The 16,167-nt window shown below is 65.6% G+C and carries 20 protein-coding genes, 1 tRNA gene and 1 pseudogene; 10 read left to right on the top strand and 12 right to left on the bottom strand.

All coding sequences use genetic code 11. From position 1 onward, the window contains the following. Window positions 1-58: 58 nt before the first annotated feature. Together BG023_RS14150 and BG023_RS14145 are read right to left on the bottom strand one after the other, a co-directional pair. Complete coding sequence (locus tag BG023_RS14150; RefSeq protein WP_083234799.1) at window positions 59-1,858, bottom strand: tetratricopeptide repeat-containing sulfotransferase family protein; 1,800 nt, start codon at window positions 1,856-1,858, stop codon at window positions 59-61. A 219-nt stretch (window positions 1,859-2,077) separates the two neighbouring features. Continuing rightward, window positions 2,078-2,168, bottom strand: a tRNA-Ser gene (locus BG023_RS14145). Between the two features lie 280 nt (window positions 2,169-2,448). Here BG023_RS14145 and BG023_RS14140 point away from each other — a divergent pair. From BG023_RS14140 to BG023_RS14130, 3 genes are all read left to right on the top strand, one after another. Further along, entirely contained in the window at window positions 2,449-3,234 is a 786-nt protein-coding gene (locus BG023_RS14140) for a DUF1134 domain-containing protein (protein WP_069311001.1), read from the top strand. A 71-nt stretch (window positions 3,235-3,305) separates the two neighbouring features. Next, window positions 3,306-4,481: an amino acid aminotransferase gene (locus tag BG023_RS14135; RefSeq protein WP_069311362.1), complete on the top strand. Its 1,176-nt coding sequence runs from the start codon at window positions 3,306-3,308 to the stop codon at window positions 4,479-4,481. Window positions 4,482-4,491: 10 nt separating this feature from the next. After that, a complete protein-coding gene (locus BG023_RS14130; RefSeq protein ID WP_069311000.1) occupies window positions 4,492-5,040 on the top strand; it encodes a GNAT family N-acetyltransferase in 549 nt (182 codons plus the stop codon). Between the two features lie 13 nt (window positions 5,041-5,053). On the opposite strand, the gene BG023_RS14125 is transcribed toward BG023_RS14130, so the two are convergent. From BG023_RS14125 to BG023_RS14095, 8 genes and pseudogenes are all read right to left on the bottom strand, one after another. Beyond that, window positions 5,054-5,974 carry a CPBP family intramembrane glutamic endopeptidase gene (locus tag BG023_RS14125; protein WP_069310999.1) on the bottom strand — a complete coding sequence of 307 codons (921 nt, stop codon included), beginning with the start codon at window positions 5,972-5,974 and terminating at the stop codon, window positions 5,054-5,056. Window positions 5,975-6,005: 31 nt separating this feature from the next. After that, window positions 6,006-6,830, bottom strand: coding sequence for a helix-turn-helix domain-containing protein (locus BG023_RS14120; protein WP_069310998.1), 825 nt, complete (start codon window positions 6,828-6,830; stop codon window positions 6,006-6,008). 107 nt (window positions 6,831-6,937) lie between these two features. Then, a complete protein-coding gene (locus tag BG023_RS14115) occupies window positions 6,938-7,561 on the bottom strand; it encodes a riboflavin synthase (protein WP_069310997.1) in 624 nt (207 codons plus the stop codon). Window positions 7,562-7,577: 16 nt separating this feature from the next. Continuing rightward, window positions 7,578-8,564 (bottom strand): bifunctional diaminohydroxyphosphoribosylaminopyrimidine deaminase/5-amino-6-(5-phosphoribosylamino)uracil reductase RibD, encoded by a 987-nt coding sequence (gene ribD, locus BG023_RS14110; RefSeq protein ID WP_335673852.1) that lies wholly within the window; start codon window positions 8,562-8,564, stop codon window positions 7,578-7,580. After that, a complete protein-coding gene (locus tag BG023_RS14105; RefSeq protein WP_069310995.1) occupies window positions 8,561-9,022 on the bottom strand; it encodes a hypothetical protein in 462 nt (153 codons plus the stop codon). The genes ribD and BG023_RS14105 overlap by 4 nt, the downstream gene beginning before the upstream one ends. A gap of 45 nt (window positions 9,023-9,067) precedes the next feature. Further along, window positions 9,068-9,790 (bottom strand): M48 family metallopeptidase, encoded by a 723-nt coding sequence (locus tag BG023_RS14100; RefSeq protein WP_069310994.1) that lies wholly within the window; start codon window positions 9,788-9,790, stop codon window positions 9,068-9,070. 43 nt (window positions 9,791-9,833) lie between these two features. Beyond that, a pseudogene (locus BG023_RS14620) lies at window positions 9,834-10,268 on the bottom strand (YcgN family cysteine cluster protein); the annotation flags it as partial. After that, window positions 10,256-10,861 (bottom strand): SCO family protein, encoded by a 606-nt coding sequence (locus BG023_RS14095; RefSeq protein WP_069310993.1) that lies wholly within the window; start codon window positions 10,859-10,861, stop codon window positions 10,256-10,258. The pseudogene BG023_RS14620 and the gene BG023_RS14095, both read right to left, overlap by 13 nt. Window positions 10,862-10,935: 74 nt before the next feature. Here BG023_RS14095 and BG023_RS14090 point away from each other — a divergent pair, with 74 nt between their 5' ends. The 5 genes from BG023_RS14090 to BG023_RS14070 all read left to right on the top strand — a co-directional run bounded on the left by BG023_RS14090 (window position 10,936) and on the right by BG023_RS14070 (window position 13,657). Then, the gene (locus BG023_RS14090) at window positions 10,936-11,595 is read left to right on the top strand and encodes an ankyrin repeat domain-containing protein (protein ID WP_233993025.1); all 660 of its coding nucleotides are present in this window, start codon (window positions 10,936-10,938) and stop codon (window positions 11,593-11,595) included. A 1-nt stretch (window position 11,596) separates the two neighbouring features. Further along, entirely contained in the window at window positions 11,597-12,259 is a 663-nt protein-coding gene (locus tag BG023_RS14085; protein ID WP_069310991.1) for a COQ9 family protein, read from the top strand. Window positions 12,260-12,369: 110 nt separating this feature from the next. Then, the gene (gene ssb, locus BG023_RS14080; RefSeq protein WP_069310990.1) at window positions 12,370-12,909 is read left to right on the top strand and encodes a single-stranded DNA-binding protein; all 540 of its coding nucleotides are present in this window, start codon (window positions 12,370-12,372) and stop codon (window positions 12,907-12,909) included. Window positions 12,910-13,058: 149 nt separating this feature from the next. Next, complete coding sequence (locus BG023_RS14075; protein WP_150122894.1) at window positions 13,059-13,457, top strand: hypothetical protein; 399 nt, start codon at window positions 13,059-13,061, stop codon at window positions 13,455-13,457. After that, window positions 13,454-13,657, top strand: a complete 204-nt coding sequence (locus BG023_RS14070) for a helix-turn-helix transcriptional regulator (RefSeq protein ID WP_069310988.1) — start codon at window positions 13,454-13,456, stop codon at window positions 13,655-13,657. The genes BG023_RS14075 and BG023_RS14070 overlap by 4 nt, the downstream gene beginning before the upstream one ends. A 105-nt stretch (window positions 13,658-13,762) precedes the next feature. On the opposite strand, the gene BG023_RS14065 is transcribed toward BG023_RS14070, so the two are convergent. After that, window positions 13,763-14,302 carry a YceD family protein gene (locus BG023_RS14065; protein WP_150122893.1) on the bottom strand — a complete coding sequence of 180 codons (540 nt, stop codon included), beginning with the start codon at window positions 14,300-14,302 and terminating at the stop codon, window positions 13,763-13,765. Beyond that, window positions 14,299-14,826: a ubiquinol-cytochrome C chaperone family protein gene (locus BG023_RS14060; RefSeq protein WP_069310987.1), complete on the bottom strand. Its 528-nt coding sequence runs from the start codon at window positions 14,824-14,826 to the stop codon at window positions 14,299-14,301. Before BG023_RS14060 ends, BG023_RS14065 begins: the two co-directional genes overlap by 4 nt. A 238-nt stretch (window positions 14,827-15,064) precedes the next feature. Here BG023_RS14060 and BG023_RS14055 point away from each other — a divergent pair, with 238 nt between their 5' ends. Next, window positions 15,065-15,562 (top strand): outer membrane protein assembly factor BamE, encoded by a 498-nt coding sequence (locus BG023_RS14055; RefSeq protein WP_069310986.1) that lies wholly within the window; start codon window positions 15,065-15,067, stop codon window positions 15,560-15,562. A gap of 40 nt (window positions 15,563-15,602) precedes the next feature. Then, window positions 15,603-16,160, top strand: coding sequence for an ATP-dependent protease subunit HslV (hslV, locus tag BG023_RS14050; protein WP_069310985.1), 558 nt, complete (start codon window positions 15,603-15,605; stop codon window positions 16,158-16,160). Window positions 16,161-16,167: the final 7 nt, after the last annotated feature.

The raw sequence follows: 16,167 nt of genomic DNA, 5'->3' as shown, positions 1-16,167 counted from the left end.
AGAGGAAGTTGACGCCCTTTTGTGTCAACCATGGCATTTTGGTCACAGCCGCGAAGGTTCAGTCCGGTAGCCGCCTGTAGGTCTGCGGCAAGTCGCCCAGCGCCTCTTCCAGCGGCCCTAACCACGCGCGATAGGGCTCCCACTGGCCGACCCCGTCGCGGTTGATCGGGCGGCGGACCTGTTCGGATGACGCCGTCCGCACCGCGCGCGCATTGCGGTGGAACTCCATGCAGGAGTCCTCGAACGGCAGGCCGAGATAGCCGAGCATGGCGCGCACTTCGGCTTCGGGATCGTCCAGCAGCTGTTCGTGGATCACGCGGTGCACGCGCCCGGGAAGGACACGGTCATAGTGATCCATCGCCCGCACATAGTCGGCATAATAGCGCCCGATGTGATCGAGCGAATAGGAGAAGGCCTGCCCCTTGGCGAAATGCTGGCGGAAATTCGAGAAGCAGCAATCCATCGGATGCCGCCGCGCGTCGATGATCTTGGCATTGGGCAGGATCAAGTGAATGAACCCGGCATAGCTCCAGTTGTTGGGCAGCTTGTCGATATAGAACGGCTTGGCGGTCTTCCGCTGCACGCGGGTGCGTTCAAGGAATTCCGCCCCCAGTTCGGCAAAGCGTTCGGCGGGCATATCCGCGACCGCATCGGGCCAATCGCGCAGATCGTTGCCCGCCGCCTTGGCCTCGCGCATGGCCATCGCCGGGATATCGGGCAGTTCCATCGTCCCTTCGATCTGCGAATGGCTCGACAGGATCTGCTCCAGCAATGTCGAGCCTGCGCGCGGCAGGCCGAGGATAAAGATGGGGTCCGGTGTCTGGTCGCCCAGACCTTGCTTTTGCGCGAGGAATTCCGGGGTCAGCACTTCGATCATGCGGTCGACCTGCTGTGTGATCACTTCGGGCTCGTAACCCAACTCCTCGCTCCGCAGCGCATTGCCCGCGTCATAATGGCGGAAACTGTCGGCCACCTCGCTGCGATCCGCATAGGCTTTGCCCAAGGCAAAATGCAGATGCAGCGCATCATCGGAGGAAACACCTGCCGCCAGGGCCGCTTCCATTGCGGCAATATCGGCATCGTCGAAGGTGATGGTCTTGAGGTTGGCAAGGCTCCACCACACCTCGCCGAGGTGGGGCTCGGCTGCCAGAGCACGGCGATAGGCGGCAATGCTCTGTTCGAGCTGGCCGACGGTCTTGAGCATATGCCCATAGCTCATCCAGAGCTTGGCATGATCCGGGAATGTCTCGACCAGTTCGCCGTAGATCGCCAGCGCCTCGTCATAATCGCCGATCCGCCCGAGTGTTGCCGCGAGGAGGTTGCGATTGCCCGGGTTGACGGGATCGCGGGCTAGCACCTGTTCCAGCACCGCGCTCGCCTCGCCGTACCGGTTCTGCTTGTAGAGTGCCATGGCCAGATTGGCCTGCGCTGCGGTGAAGGAGGGCGCGAGTTCGATCGCCCGGCGCAGCAGGTTCTCCGCATCCTTGTAGCGCCCGAGCCGGCCTGCGAGTTCCGCCATCATCCGAATGGCAGCCACATCGAGCGGTTGAGCGGAAAGGCGCGCGCGCAGCCCGGCTTCGGCCTGAGCCAGATCGCTGTCCATCATGGCCTGAGCAATGGCGATCATTTCGGGATCGCGGGTGGTCGCGCGGATGGCCGACATTTCCGCAGCGGCCGCTTCCTCGTCCCGACCGAGCGTTCGCAGCACCCGCCCGAGCATGCGATGCGCGCCGGCATTGGCGGGGTTGCGGGCAGTGACCGATCGCAAGTGCGCAATCGCCGCCAGCGGATCGCGCCGCGCCAGTTCCGCTATGGGCATCGGCGGCGCGGCCGCCTGCATTCCCTCGCTGTTGTTCATGCGCATCCGGTCAAAGGCATTTTGGATCGTGAGTTACGAGTAGTGGCACAGCCTCCGGCAAAGGGGAACAGCGAACAGGACGCGCGGAACAGGCCAATGGCGGATTGCCGATGCGATCCGAACCAAGCCGCAATATCCGCTTGCCGCGCTCCCGTTTCCGAGACTAAACGGGTCGGATTGCCCGTAAGGGGGCGACTTTGTCGTTACGCGATTGAAAGGTGGCGGAGACGGAGGGATTCGAACCCTCGGTACCCTGATAGAGTACGGTTCCTTAGCAGGGAACTGGTTTCAGCCACTCACCCACGTCTCCGGGTCTCAGCATTGGCTGTGAGGGCGGCGCTATAGTCGGCCCTTGCGGCAGCGGCAAGGTGGCTTGCAAGAAAATCCGTTCCTTGCCGGTTTGCCGCCTGTGCGTGCGCCGGGTCGGCGATCAGTTCGGCCCGCATTCAGGCTCGGCCCTCTAGCCAGCGGTCGGCTCGTCGCAATTTCGATTCGCTCCGGCGAGAAGCGATTGCGGGCCTGCGCGGAAGCGATTCTGCTGCCTCGTGTGACAATCCGGGACCTGTGTGTCCCCATGCAAAGGCTGGGTTATGTCGGCAAGCTTCTCTTATCCCCTTCGCGCTCTGACGGGCTTTGTCATGGCTGTTCTGGCGCTGGGTGCATTCACCGCGCCGCTGGCTGCGCAGGACGTGGAAAAGGTCGATCCCGATCAGGCCTATGGCGCGATCGACGGCGATCTTGCGCCGCCCGCCGAACAAACCGCGCCGACCGAGCCTGCCGCAGCCGATACCGCTGCTGCTGCCGCGACAGGCGAGCCGACCGCGACCGCGACCACCACCGATGCGACCGGCACTGCGCCCGCTGCGGGTGAAGCGGCACCGGCCGCCACCGCGGCAACCTATGGCGAAGATGACCTTATCGGTGCCGCCGAAGGTCTGTTCGGCAAGGGCGCGGAAGGCCTCGCCAAGCTGATCCAGGATCTGCTCAAGGATCAGGGCGAACCCAATGGCTACATCGTCGGGCGCGAGGCGGGCGGGGCGTTCATCGTCGGCGCGCGCTATGGTTCGGGCACGCTGCACCACAAGGTCGAAGGCACCCAGCAGGTCTACTGGACCGGCCCCTCGATCGGGCTTGATGCCGGAGCCAATGCCGCCAACACCTTCGTGCTGGTCTACAACCTCTACGACACCGAGGAGCTGTTCAAGCGCTTCCCGGCGGGTGAGGGGCAGGCCTATTTCGTCGGCGGGCTGACCGCGAGCTACCTCCGGCGCGGCGATATCGTGCTGATCCCGATCCGCGTCGGCGCAGGCCTGCGGCTGGGCATCAACGCGGGCTACATGAAGTTCTCCAAGGAACAGAAGTGGTCGCCCTTCTGATCTAAGGATTTTCGCGTCTGCATACGAAAAGCCGGTTGCGATAACCGCAAGCGGGGGCCATGCGCTCGCGCATGCTTGACCGACTCGAACCGCAGGCGCCTGACGCCCTCCTCGCCCTGATCCGCCTCTATGCCGCCGATCCGCGGGCCGACAAGATCGACCTCGGCGTCGGCGTCTACCGCACCGAAGACGGCGCGACCCCGGTGTTCGCCGCGGTCAAGGCGGCTGAGCAGGTGCTGGTCGATACACAGGACTCCAAGTCCTATCTCGGCCCCGAAGGCGACATGGGCATGGTCGCCGCGCTGATGCCCTATATCTTCGGGGCGGACCCCACGATGGGCGGGCGCATTCAGGGGATGCAGACCCCGGGCGGCACCGGCGCGGTGCGTCTCGCGCTGGCGCTGGCGCAGAAGGCCGGCGTGAAGCGCGTCCACATGGGCGTGCCGAGCTGGCCCAACCACGCGCAGATTCTCGCCGATCTCGGCATGGAACTGGCGCCCTTCGATCACGCCAACGCTGACGGCAGCGCCAACCTCGATGCCGTGCTCGCCGCGATCAATGGCGCCGCCGCCGACGAGGCGGTGCTGCTCCACGCCTGCTGCCACAACCCGACCGGGATCGATTATACCGCCGGCCAGTGGGCGAGAATCGCCGATTCCTTCGCCGCCTCCAGCACCTTCCCGATCATCGATGCCGCCTATCAGGGGCTCGGCCACGGGCTTGAAGCGGACGGCGCCGGTATGCGCGAGGTGCTCGCCAAGGTTCCCGAAGCCTTCATCGCCTATTCCTGCGACAAGAACTTCGGCCAGTATCGTGACCGCGTTGGCGCGTTCTACGTGCTGGCGAAGGAGGCAGGTGCGCTCGACACCGCCTTCTCCAACGCCAACGCGCTGGCCCGCGCGGCCTGGTCGATGCCGCCCGATCACGGCGGTGCGGTGGTGCGGATCGTGCTCGGCGATGCGGGCATGACCAAGGCGTGGCTGGCCGAGCTTGACGATATGCGCGCCCGGATGCGCGGCGTGCGCGATGCGCTGGCAGCGGCGGGTACGGCAGGGCGGATCGACCTGACCCCGCTGGCGAGCCAGAACGGCCTCTTCGCGATGCTCCCCGTCACCAAGGACGAGGTCGCCAAACTGCGCGAAGATCACGCGATCTACATGGCCGCCTCGGGCCGCATCAACATCGCGGGGCTGACGCATGCCAACCTGCCCAAGTTCATCGCCGCGCTCGCCGCGGTGACGGGCTGAGGCCGCCAGGGTGCTCGACCGCCAGCCGGTGCTGGAGGGCGAGCACGTCCGCCTGCGCCCGCTGCGCCCCGATGATTGGGACGCGCTGTTCGCGGTCGCTTCCGATCCGCTGATCTGGGCGCAGCATCCCGCGCACGACCGCTGGCAGGAACCGGTGTTCCGCGCCTTCTTCGACGATGCGCTGGCGAACAAGGGCGCGCTGGTGGTGATCGACGCGCAGACCGGAGCGGTGATCGGCTCGTCGCGCTTTCAGGGGCTGGACGCGGCAGGCGGCGGCTCGGTCGAGATCGGCTGGACCTTCCTTGCCCGCTCGCACTGGGGCGGGCGCTGGAACCACGAGATGAAGCGCCTGATGCTCGCCCACGCGCTGGCGAGCGTTGCTGAAGTGCGCTTCTTGGTGGGCCAGACCAACACCCGCTCGCGCACCGCGCTCGAACGCATCGGCGCGCAGCTTACCGACCGGCGCGAGGAGCGCATCATGGCGGATGGCACGGTGATCCCGCACCTGACCTACGCGATCACGCGCGAGAGCTTTGCGAAGGGCCCTCTGGCGGGCTGACGGGGGGACGTGGCTAGGGTTGCGGCAGGTCCGCTGACGGCTCGCCCTGGTTTGGCCCTTGCGGCATCGGGCGCAGAAGGAGGATCAGGCCCGCCACAGTCAGCAGGGCCAGCGTATACACGCTCCCTTCCGGTCCCTCTCCAGCGCCAGTGATATACTCCGGCCCGACAGGCACCAATTTTACGATCAGTGCGGGCAGGCCGGTGTCCAAGCCCGTAATCGGGACGTCAAAACCGGCGCCGGCAAACCAGTTCCAGCCGACGTGCCAGCCCATCACCCCCCAGATCGAATTCGACTGCCGCACCCAGGCGCAGGCGAAAATCGCGAAGACGAAGGTCATGACCATCGGCAGCAACTCTGCCCTGGGCGAGAAGTGCACAAAGGTGAAAGCGGCGGAACTCAATATGAAGGCGGCGGTCATGTTCCAGCGCCGCATCACGGCTGAGAACAGCCAGCCCCGGAAAGCGAACTCCTCCACACTCGCTTGCACGGCAAAGCCGGCGAGCAGCAGAGCGATCCAGCCGAGCGCCGCAGGGCTGGCAAAGGCGGGGGCCAGATCAACAACACGATATCCGCCGGAAAGGGCTATCGCCGTCACGATCGCGCCCATCATGGCTACGCCAACGGCCAGTCCGCCCAGGAATTTCTTGAGCCCCCCGTCGCCGCAAAGTCCGGCACTTGCGAGGCTTCTCTTTTCGACCCAGCGAATCCAGCCAGATACCGCGAGCCCCAAGGCGATGAATGACACCAACATCAGGAAAAAGCCCAAGGGCCCGCGCGGTGCGCCCGTCGGCTCGGTAAAGCCGAGGTGGGCGAGCCCGAGATCGCCCGGCAACATGCTGACGACAAGAATGAAAATGCAGATAAAGGGGGCGGCGATGCTGGGCGGTATCCAGCCCTTTGAGGTCTCGTCGGAAAAGATCATCTGTGTCATGTCGCGCAGGCTAACCGCCCGCCGACGACGGCTATAGAACGATCGTGCGGAACAGGTCCGAACGCAGCCACTCCTTTGGCGTGAGGCCGACGGCCTTGCGGAATGTGCGGCCAAAATGGCTCTGATCGGCAAAGCCTGCGCCATGCGCAGCATCGGCCAGCGTCGCGCCTTCACGCAACAGGCGCTTGGCGAAATCAACCCGCCGGTATTGCAGATAGCGATAGGGGCTGGTGCCAAGCAGCGCCCTGAAATCGCGCGAAAGCTGCCAGCGATCGCAGCCAGAAACGCGTTCAAGCTCCTCAAGCCGGGCGCCGACGACGACGGCGCTTTCAAGAAACTCGCGCGCCTGCATCACGGCTGTCCGGTTGGCGGTCCGCCCGGATGTGTTCCTGCCAGCCGCAATGTTCATCGCATGGGCGAGATCGTAGAGCGCGTCTTCGTAGGCTGCGGGATCGTCGTCTGCTGCGCAGTCGACAACCATGCTGAAGGCTGCCGCGATCAAACCGGGGTCCGTCGAGACGCCATTCACAACAAACGGCAGCTGCGCGCCACCAAGAACGGCCTGGATATGCGTGGGCGGGACATAGGCCGCCCGATAGCTGAAACCAGCCTCATCATGGCAGTGCCCATCGTGCAATTCGTCGGGATGAAGAACGAGCACCTGACCCGGCAACGAATACCGCACTTCCCTGCGATAGTTGAAGGCCTGCACCCCGGCCACAGTCAGAGCGACGGTATAGGTATCGTGCCGATGCGGCGAAAACGCTGCTCCGACCACCCGGTTGGCAACGCGTTCGATCGGCCCGAAAGCGCCGGCTGAATGCGATGGTTGCGAGGCATGGGCTGCCGAAGTCATCGGCAATATATTGGGGGTAGCGGCAAGAATGCCAACCTTGCCAATGGGTATGAGTTGGCAAGCGCAGCGGCGGCATTCAGTGAAAGCAGCGCGCCGTCCGCCCCCGCTCACCCCTTGGCGGCGAGGCTCTGCATCCGCTTGAGATACCGCGCCAGCACGTCGATCTCGAGGTTGACCTGATCGCCCTCGGCAAGGTCGCCCAGCGTTGTCACCGCGGCAGTGTGCGGGATGATGTTCAGCAGGAAATCGCAGGTGCCATCGGTCCGGTCGCGCACGTCGTTGACGGTGAGCGACACGCCGTTGACCGTAATCGAGCCCTTTTCCGCGATGAACGGGGCCATTTCGGCACGCGCGCGGATGGCGACCTGCCAGCTGCCGCCGGCCTGTGCGACCTTCACCACCTCGCCGACCGAATCGACATGGCCGGTGACGATGTGTCCGCCCAGCTCGTCGCCGAGGCGCAGCGAAGGCTCGAGGTTCAGTTTCGCGCCCGCGTTCCACATCCCCTGAACGGTGCGGCTGACCGTCTCGCCCGACAGGTCGACATCGAACCATGCATCGCCCGCCGTCCCCCCGCGCTCGACCACGGTAAGGCACACGCCCGAACACGCGATCGAGGCGCCGATATCGATCCGCGCCGGATCGAGCGGGGCGGTAATCCTGAGGCGCAGGTCGCCGCGCTGCTCGGCGGCGGCAATGGTGCCGATGGCGGTGACGATGCCGGTGAACATGGGCGCAGGGTTCCTCTTAATTGCGGCGGCGCAGATAGGCGGTGAATGCGTCGCTGCCAAGCTGGCGGTGGTCGCTCTGCTGCCAGCGGCCATGCGCTTGCGGAAGGTCGGCAAGGCCCATCGGCCCCAAGGCGCGCTTGCCATCGCCGATCAGGATCGGGGCGCGGTAGAGGTGCAGTTCATCGACGAGGTCGGCGGCGATAAAGGCGGCGGCAGTGGCAGCCCCGCCTTCGACGTAGAGATATTGCACGCCCTCCAGCGCGGCGATGTCTTGCGGTGCGGCAATCGCTGTCACGCCTTCGGGAGCCGCGCCACGGGTCAGCACCACGCGCTGCGGCGAACGGTCTTCGAGGCCCGGCAGCCGCACATCGAGACGCGGGTTGTCGCTGCGCCATGTGCCGCCGCCGACGAGGATCGCATCGTTGCGGGCGCGCCGGGCGTGGACATGGGCGCGCGCGGCTTCCCCGGTGATCCACTGGCTGGTACCGTCGGCAAGCGCGATGCAGCCATCGAGCGATGTCGCAAGCTTCAGCGTTACCCACGGGCGGCCAAGGCGTTGGCGGGCAAGGAACCCCGCAAGGCTGGCGGCAGAAGCGGGGTCGCCGAGCACGGTGACGGGAATGCCCGCTGCTTCGAGCCGCGCGATACCCTGTCCGGCGGTGCGCGGATCGGGGTCGATCTGGCCGATCACCACACGGGCAGGCTGTGCGCCGGCGATCAGATCGGCGCAGGATGGCCCGCGCGGGGACTGGTGGGCGCAAGGCTCCAGCGTGACGTAGAGCGTGGCCTCGGCGATCAGCGCAGGCGCGAGTCCGGCCAGCGCCGCGGCTTCGGCATGGGGCCGGCCGCCTGCCGCCGTCCAGCCGCGCGCGATGACGCGGCCCTGATGCACCACCAGCGCCGCGACGCCGGGGTTGGGGCGGGCCAGCGGGCGCGCGCGCTGGGCGAGGCTGGCCGCAGCCGCCATCCATTCGCGATCCGTCGGGGTCGCAGGTCCCGCTATTGCCCGGAACCCTGTGTCGTTGGCTGACCGGCCTGCTTGAGCAGCTCTTCGCGGCGCTTGGCCTCGGCAGCGGCCTTGGCGGCGCGCTCGGCTTCGGCCTTGGCCTCCATCGCCTCGACATCAAGCCCGGTCGCCGCGCCGAGCGACTTGTACATCTTGCGCTTTTCCGCCGCGATCCGTTCTTCCTCGGCGGCGCGCAGGTCCTTGATTTCCTGGTTGGCGCGGTTTTCGGCCACGATCTCGGCATCGGTGCGCGTCGGATCGAGGGTGGTGATGTATTCGATCTTGGGACGTTCCGGCTCGCCGAAATATTCCTGCTCCAACGCCCAGGCGAGGATCCCTGTCACCGGCATCACCGACAGCGCAAGGATCGGCCAGCGATAGGGGTTGGGCCGGCGAATCTCGCGCCAGAAGTCGGCAAGGCCCGGACCCGGATTGAAGCGTGAATTGGATAGCATCCGCCCATTATAGGCCGCCGCAGGCCGAACGCCAATCGCTTCGCGTCAGCCGAAGCTCGCATAGAGCGCGCGGCCATGCTCCTTGAGCCAGCGGTCGGCATCGGCGATCTGGCCTTCGAAGATCCGGCCAAGCAGCGCGTGGAAGGCGGGCGAGTGGTCGAAATGGACGAGGTGCGCGACTTCGTGCGCGACCACCGAGCGGCGCACGTGATCGGGGGCCTGCACCAGCCGCCAGTTGATGCGAATGCGGCTCGTGTCCGAACACGAGCCCCAGCGGCGCTGGGCGCGGGTCAGACCGACCGGCACCGGATCGAGTCCGGCGGCGGCGCAATATTCGTGCATATCGGCCTCGCACAGCCGCAGCGCCTCGGCTTCGAGCCAGCGGCGCACCCGCGCTTCGAGACCCGCGCTCGGCCCGCCAATCCGCAGCGTCTCGCCCTCGATCGCCGGACGGCGCGGGGCGCTGGCCTGCCACGCCAGCTGCAGCACGCCGCCGCGATAGCGGATCTCGCCGCCGGGCTGCGGGGTGACGCGCTGGGGCAGAGCGGCCAGCTGGCTCGCCAGCCAATCGGTGCGGGCATGGGCAAAGGCGATCGCCTCGCGCGCTTCGGCCCAGGCGGGCAGGGTGATCCGGACCGCGCTGCCATCGGGCGAGAGCCGCAAGGTCAGCCGCCGGGCATTGTGCATCCGCTTGAGCACGATCGGCATGCGCTTGCCGCCGAGTTCGATTTCGGGTTCGAGCGGGGCGCGGCGCAGCCAGTCGATCATGCCTGCTCCTCCGCCGTGTCGGCCCAGTCACCCCGCGCGCGGCGGGCCATTCGACGATGTGATGCTCCATCGGGCCGGCGTCGACCTCGCTCACCACCCGCCCGATGACCGAGGCCCCGGCACGGCGCACGGCATCACGATCACCCGAGAGGAGATAGTGCCAGCCCGGCAGCGACCGGCCATCGGCGCGCAGGCGATAGGCGCAGGTCGAAGGCAGCCAGCTCACCTGTTCGACGATCCGCAAGGTCAACCGCAGGCAATCGGGCACGAAGGCCTTGCGGTTGCGATAGTCACTGCATTGCGCGGTGCCGGTATCCAGCAGACGGCAGGCAATGTTGGTATCGTGGATTTCGCCGGTTTCCTCGTCCTCGATCTTGTGCAGGCAGCAGCGGCCGCAGCCGTCGCACAGCGCCTCCCACTCGGGCCGGGTCAGCTCGCCCAGCGGCAGCTCCCAGAAGCGGTCCCTCAGCTCACCCATTTGTCCAGTTCCGCGGCCACCGCGTCCGGCCCCTGATCGACCGGCAGCGTCGCCAGCGGGGCGCCATCGGGGCCGAACAGATAGACGATGTTGGAATGGTCCATTAGATAGCCACCCCCCTCGACCGGCTCACCCTTGGCGAAGAACACCTTGAAGGTCTTGGCCGTGGCGGCGATCTGTTCGGGGGTGCCGGTCAAGCCGACGATATCGGGGGAGAAAGCGGCGGCGAATTCGCCCACAACTTGCCTCGTATCGCGTTCGGGATCGATGGTGATGAAGATCGGCGTGATCTTCGCCGCCTTGTCCGCATCTTTAGCCTTGAGCACCTTCAGCCCCTGCGCCACGCGCTGCATATCGGTCGGGCAGATATCGGGGCAAAAGGCATAGCCGAAATAGACGATACGGTACTTCCCCGCAAAATCGCCCCAGCGCACGGTTTCGCCCTTGCTGTTGGTGAGCGCGAAATCGCCGCCGATCGCAGCGCCGGCCAGCGGCGGTTCGGGCGCGGGAGCGAAGGCATCGCAGCCGCTAAGCGCAAGCGCTCCCGCGATCAGCATCGGAAGGACGGGGTAGGACTTGTTGCTGCGGTTCATGGTCTGCTAACTGAAGGCTTGCGAGAGGGCGGGCTTGCCCCGCTCGATACCACACACCAGATGTGTGGCAGGTAATGCGAAAGGATCAAACCGTGCTGGCCGATGTTTTGCGCAAGTTAGGAATGCGCGCCGGATTTACCAGCGCCGCGTTGGCGGCCCTGGGCCTGCTGGCGGCGGCACCGGTGGCCGCGCAGTTCCAGTCGGAAGGCTACAAGTTTCTCGAAGCGGTCAAGGAGCGCAAGGGCGACGAGGCGACCGACATGCTCAACAAGCCGGGCACGCAGGTCGTCAACTCGCGCGATATCACCAGCGGCGATACCGGGCTGCACATTGCGGTCGCGCGCAGCGACGCGCTGTGGGTCCGCTTCCTGCTGCAACGCGGCGGCGATCCCAATATCCGCAACAAGAAGGGCGTCACCCCGCTTCAGCTGGCGACCGCGATGGGCTTTACCGACGGGGTCGAGGCGCTGATCAAGGGCGGGGCGAGCGTCAATATCTCCGACCAGACCGGCGAAACCCCGCTGATCGCTGCCGTCCACGCGCGCAACGTGGCGATGGTGCGGCTGCTGCTGGAAAAGGGCGCGGATCCCGATCACAACGACAATTCGGGCCGCTCGGCGCGCAACTACATGGAACTGCAAAGCGGCAACACGCTGCTCAAGCAGGAATTCACCAACGCCGATGCCAAACGCGCCGCGGCGGGAACCAAGAAGAACTACGGGCCTTCTTTCTGACATGACCGATTTTGCTGATCTGACGCTCGATGAACTGCGCGTCGCGCTGGCCCCCGATATCGCGGCTTCCGCGATCTTTGATGGCTGGAACGAAACCGCGCTGGTCGCTGCCGCCGAAATGGCAGGCTGCGATGTCGATGTGGCCAAGCTCGCCTTTCCGGGCGCCAGGCCGATGGACATGATCGAGGCGTGGATCGCGAGCGTCGATCAGGCGATGGAAGCGGCATGGCCCGCCGAAAAGCTTGCCACGCTGAAGATTCGCGAGCGCATCCGCACGCTGGTCGCCTTCCGGCTTGATGCGGTCGCGGACATCGACGAGGCGGTGCGCCGCGCGCTCGCCGTGATGGCGCAGCCGCAGAACGCCCCCCGCGCACTGAAGCTCGGCTGGCATTCGGCGGATATCATGTGGCGGCTCGCGGGCGACACCGCGACCGATTACAACCACTACACCAAGCGCGCGATCCTCGGCGGGATCTACACTGCGACGCTGGCGGTGTTCGTCAATGACGACAGCGAGGGCAAGGCCGATACCCACGCCTTCCTCGAGCGGCGGATCGACGGGGTGATGAAGTTCGAAAAGGCCAAGGCCCAGTTTCTGGGCAAGGACCGCGAACTGCCGAGCCTGACGCGCTTTCTAGGCCGGTTGCGCTATCCGGCGCGGTAAGTCGGGGATTAGCCCGACGGGGCTTGTCGTCTCGCCCGCTTTGATGTCCTATGAAGCTTGCAAGAGTCGCGCGGTTGCGCGCGCAAAGCTTTGACGGGAAGGGTATTTCGATGGCGGGTTCGCTCAACAAGGTCATGCTGATCGGCAATCTCGGGGCCGATCCCGAAGTGCGGACGTTCCAGAACGGCGGCAAGGTGTGCAACCTGCGGATCGCCACCAGCGAAACCTGGAAGGATCGCAACACCGGCGAAAAGCAGGAACGCACCGAATGGCACACCGTGGCGATCTTCAACGAAGGTCTGGCGGGCGTTGCCGAGCGCTTCCTCAAGAAAGGCAGCAAGGTCTACATTGAAGGCCAGCTCCAGACCCGCAAGTGGCAGGACCAGCAGGGCAATGACCGCTACTCGACCGAAGTCGTGCTGCGCGGCCCGAACTCGGTGATGACCATGCTTGATGGCGGTGGCGGTGGCGGTAGCGGCATGGGCGGCGGCGGTGCCGGCCGCTCAGGCGGCGGCAGCTACGGCGGCGGCGGTGGTGGTGGCGGTGGCTGGGATCAGGGCGGCGGTTCGTCGGGCGGCTCGGGCGGCGGCTTTGGCGGCGGCGCTCCGGCTGGCGGCTACGACGATCTCGACGACGATATTCCGTTCTGATTCAAAGGAAAGCCCTGAAATCGAAAGGCTCCGCAGGCGATTGCGGGGCCTTTTCTTTGTGTCCGAGCGCTAGAAAATGTTAAAAGAGTTTGACATTGCCCTCGAAATGTAAAAACATCTAAACATTGGATGATTGCAAGGGAGCAGAGATGATGTCGCATCGGATGAAATACTGGTTGCTGTGTGCCTTGGCTTTCGGCGCGGCGACGATGGCGGGCATCATCATCGGCAAGACCGTCCCCGCAGGTCATGCGAGCGAGAATGCGACTCTGATCTTCCCGTTCCTGCTCGGGGTCTGCGCGGCCGTGATGTGGGCTAGCTGGCTGTGGTGGCGCAAGACCGACGATCTGCAACAGCAAGGTCAGTTGATCAGCTGGTATTGGGGCGGGACCTTTGGCGCGCTGGTCATGCTCGTCTATCTGTCCGTGTTCTTCGGCCGCCATAGCGACCTCACCATTGGCGCGACTTATCTCTTCTTCGCCGAGGCAGCCGGCTTCGTCGTGCTCTGGCTGGTCTGGCGCCTGCGTGGCCGAGGGGTGTCGGAGTGAAGAACTGTCTGCGCGAGCTACGCAAGGCGCGCGGCCTCAATCAGGCCGACTTGGCTGACGCTCTGGAGATATCGCGGCAAACGATCATCGCGGTCGAGGCGGACAAATATGATCCCTCGTTGCCGATGGCCTACCGGATCGCGGCTTTCTTCAGTGTTCCGGTGGAGCAGATCTTTTTCAATCCGTGGACGGCCGATTGACCGGCCGAGGTTCGGCTAGACCGGGGTTAGACCCCCTCTAGACCCCCCTTAGACCCCCTCTTGCCCTGTGTTCCACGTGGAACATTGCGGGCTTGCGGCGCCGGCTCAGTCCTTCTTGAGGCCCGCCAGCAAGGCTGCGAGCGGGCCTTCCTGCTCACCCTCCTGCACGATCCCGGCAGCCTTGCGCATCGCATCGGCATTCGGCCCTTCGGCATAGGGATCGATCGCGAGGCCGAGCGTCTGCGCCACCGCTTCGCCCAGATCGAACATCTCGCCTGAATATTCGATCTCGTCGCAATCATCGGCTTCGAGTTCGAGTTCGACGTCCGCGTCATCGGCCGCAGGACGCCGGTTTTCCTCGATGAATCTGAGGTCGATCGGCTCGTCGATGGTGACGGGGAAGTCTTCCCCGCTGATCGCGCAGGGCTGCATGATCGCCGCTGTGAGCCGCCCGGTTGCACGGATGGCGCGGGGCTTCTGTTCGAGCGCCACTTCGGCCCGCAGATGCTCGACTGCGCCAAGGCCGAAGCGCGCGGCGAGCGCGGCACATTCTGTCTCGCTTGCCTCGATCACCACCGTTCCCGCAGGTAGCGGGCGCGCCTTGATCATGCGCGGCAGTTCCGAAGGGGGAAGGGCCGCGCTCACCAGATCGCGCTCGCCTTCAGCACCTCGGCATCCGAGAACCGGCCGAGCCGCTCGAACAGCTTCATGACGCGTTCGGCCACGGCGCGCGCGCTTGCGGCTTCGTCCGCGCCCTCGGCAAAGGTGACGTTGCGCTGGATTGCGGCGGTCAGCTTGTCGATGTCGCCGGTGTTGAGCGCGCTGCGATAGGCCCCGAGCCGCCCGCCGAGCACGCTCATCAGCTTGCCGATGCGCTTGCCCACGATCACGTCGTTGATCCCGAATTCGCGCAGCTGGCCGTCCATGTCCTCGACAAACAGCTCGGCGAGGAGCGCGCTTTCGGCCCGCAGATCGGACGCTTCGACCCGCACCATGACCGCGCTGAGCACAGCAGTGATCATGTCGAACCGCCCGGCGATCGTGTCCGCCACGCCGCATTCGGCATAATAGGCCGGCTCGCGCGCGAGTTCGATCACGCGGTGCCACAGCGGCCGCACGCCTTCGCGCGGGTCGGGTGCCGTGCCGAGCAGGCGGGAGAGGAAGGACATCGGATACGGGCCTTTCGCGCGTTCATTCCACAGGAGTTTGCAGGGCCGGTCGAACCCCGCGGTGTTACGCAAACGCACGAGGCGCGGATGCGTTCAAGCAGGGTTCAACCCCGATGCTCCACCGCCGCTGCCATATGGTGCGTTGCAAGCTTGCGCCTAGCCCCTTAAAGCGCATCGCCCAAGGGACAAACGCGCAAAGCTGCGCGATCAATGACGGGACGAACACGGTTTGGCGCAGATGACACAGGCAGGCCCGAAAATTTCTGGCAAGCGCTCGCTCAAAACAGCGGCGCTGCTCGCGGTGCTGGCGGTAGTCCTGCCGGCCTGCTCGTCGATCCGCGAATCGCGCGGCTATATCGTCGATCCGCTGCTGACCGACGCAATCCAGCCCCGGATCGACAACCAGCAATCGGTTGAAGGCACGCTGGGCCGCCCGACCTTCACCAGCCAGTTCGGCGCGCCGACATGGTATTATGTCTCGAGCGTGACCGGGCAGCGCCCGTTCAACCGCCCGAAGATCAAGATCCACAGCGTGCTCGCTGTGCAGTTCGATGACGCTGGGCGGGTGATCAATGTGAAGCGCTCTGGCGTGGATCAGGTCGTGTTCCTCGATCCCGATGGCGACAAGACCCCGACCCTCGGGCGTGAACGCGGCTTCCTTGAAGACCTGTTCGGCAATATCGGCCAGGTCGGCGGGGCAGGCGTGCCAGGCGGCGGCGGGCCGAACGGACAGTAATCCGCTTGAACCGCTTGCCGCGCGCGCCATATTGGCGGGCATGAGCAACGATCCTTCGGCCCACGGCCTCGTTCAGTGGCATGGCACCACCATCATCGGCGTGCGCCGTGGCGGCAAGACAGTCGTCGCGGGCGACGGGCAGGTGTCGATGGGCAACACCGTGATGAAGCCCAACGCGCGCAAAGTACGCCGCATCGGCAATGGCAGCGTGGTCGCCGGTTTCGCCGGCGCGACTGCGGATGCCTTCACCCTGTTCGAACGGCTCGAAAAGAAGCTCGAGCAGTATTCGGGCCAGCTGATGCGCGCGAGCGTGGAGCTCGCCAAGGACTGGCGCACCGACAAGTATCTGCGCAATCTCGAAGCGCTGATGATCGTCGCCGACAAGGACACGCTGCTGGTGCTGACCGGCAATGGCGATGTGCTCGAACCGGTGGGCGATATCGCCGCGATCGGATCGGGCGGAAACTATGCGCTCGCCGCCGCCCGCGCGCTCGCCGATTACGAGGCCGATGCCGAGGTGATCGCGCGCAAGGCGATGGCCGTGGCGGCGGATATCTGCGTCTTTACCAACGGCAATTTGACCCTCGAAACGGTTTAGCCCTATC

This window comes from Porphyrobacter sp. LM 6, assembly GCF_001720465.1.
GTDB lineage: Bacteria > Pseudomonadota > Alphaproteobacteria > Sphingomonadales > Sphingomonadaceae > Erythrobacter.
This window is presented reverse-complemented; position numbering and strand designations above follow the sequence as displayed.

Bases quoted from the DNA above. Each gene is read 5' to 3' on its own strand.
- BG023_RS14055 (WP_069310986.1), top strand. From the start codon at position 15,065: ATGACACAGGCAGGCCCGAAAATTTCTGGCAAGCGCTCGCTCAAAACA.
- BG023_RS14150 (WP_083234799.1), bottom strand. From the start codon at position 1,858: ATGAACAACAGCGAGGGAATGCAGGCGGCCGCGCCGCCGATGCCCATA.
- BG023_RS14090 (WP_233993025.1), top strand. From the start codon at position 10,936: ATGCGAAAGGATCAAACCGTGCTGGCCGATGTTTTGCGCAAGTTAGGA.
- hslV (WP_069310985.1), top strand. From the start codon at position 15,603: ATGAGCAACGATCCTTCGGCCCACGGCCTCGTTCAGTGGCATGGCACC.
- BG023_RS14115 (WP_069310997.1), bottom strand. From the start codon at position 7,561: ATGTTCACCGGCATCGTCACCGCCATCGGCACCATTGCCGCCGCCGAG.
- BG023_RS14135 (WP_069311362.1), top strand. From the start codon at position 3,306: ATGCTTGACCGACTCGAACCGCAGGCGCCTGACGCCCTCCTCGCCCTG.
- BG023_RS14085 (WP_069310991.1), top strand. From the start codon at position 11,597: ATGACCGATTTTGCTGATCTGACGCTCGATGAACTGCGCGTCGCGCTG.
- BG023_RS14100 (WP_069310994.1), bottom strand. From the start codon at position 9,790: ATGATCGACTGGCTGCGCCGCGCCCCGCTCGAACCCGAAATCGAACTC.
- BG023_RS14120 (WP_069310998.1), bottom strand. From the start codon at position 6,830: ATGACTTCGGCAGCCCATGCCTCGCAACCATCGCATTCAGCCGGCGCT.
- BG023_RS14125 (WP_069310999.1), bottom strand. From the start codon at position 5,974: ATGACACAGATGATCTTTTCCGACGAGACCTCAAAGGGCTGGATACCG.
- BG023_RS14075 (WP_150122894.1), top strand. From the start codon at position 13,059: ATGATGTCGCATCGGATGAAATACTGGTTGCTGTGTGCCTTGGCTTTC.
- BG023_RS14060 (WP_069310987.1), bottom strand. From the start codon at position 14,826: ATGTCCTTCCTCTCCCGCCTGCTCGGCACGGCACCCGACCCGCGCGAA.
- BG023_RS14105 (WP_069310995.1), bottom strand. From the start codon at position 9,022: ATGCTATCCAATTCACGCTTCAATCCGGGTCCGGGCCTTGCCGACTTC.
- ssb (WP_069310990.1), top strand. From the start codon at position 12,370: ATGGCGGGTTCGCTCAACAAGGTCATGCTGATCGGCAATCTCGGGGCC.
- BG023_RS14140 (WP_069311001.1), top strand. From the start codon at position 2,449: ATGTCGGCAAGCTTCTCTTATCCCCTTCGCGCTCTGACGGGCTTTGTC.
- BG023_RS14095 (WP_069310993.1), bottom strand. From the start codon at position 10,861: ATGAACCGCAGCAACAAGTCCTACCCCGTCCTTCCGATGCTGATCGCG.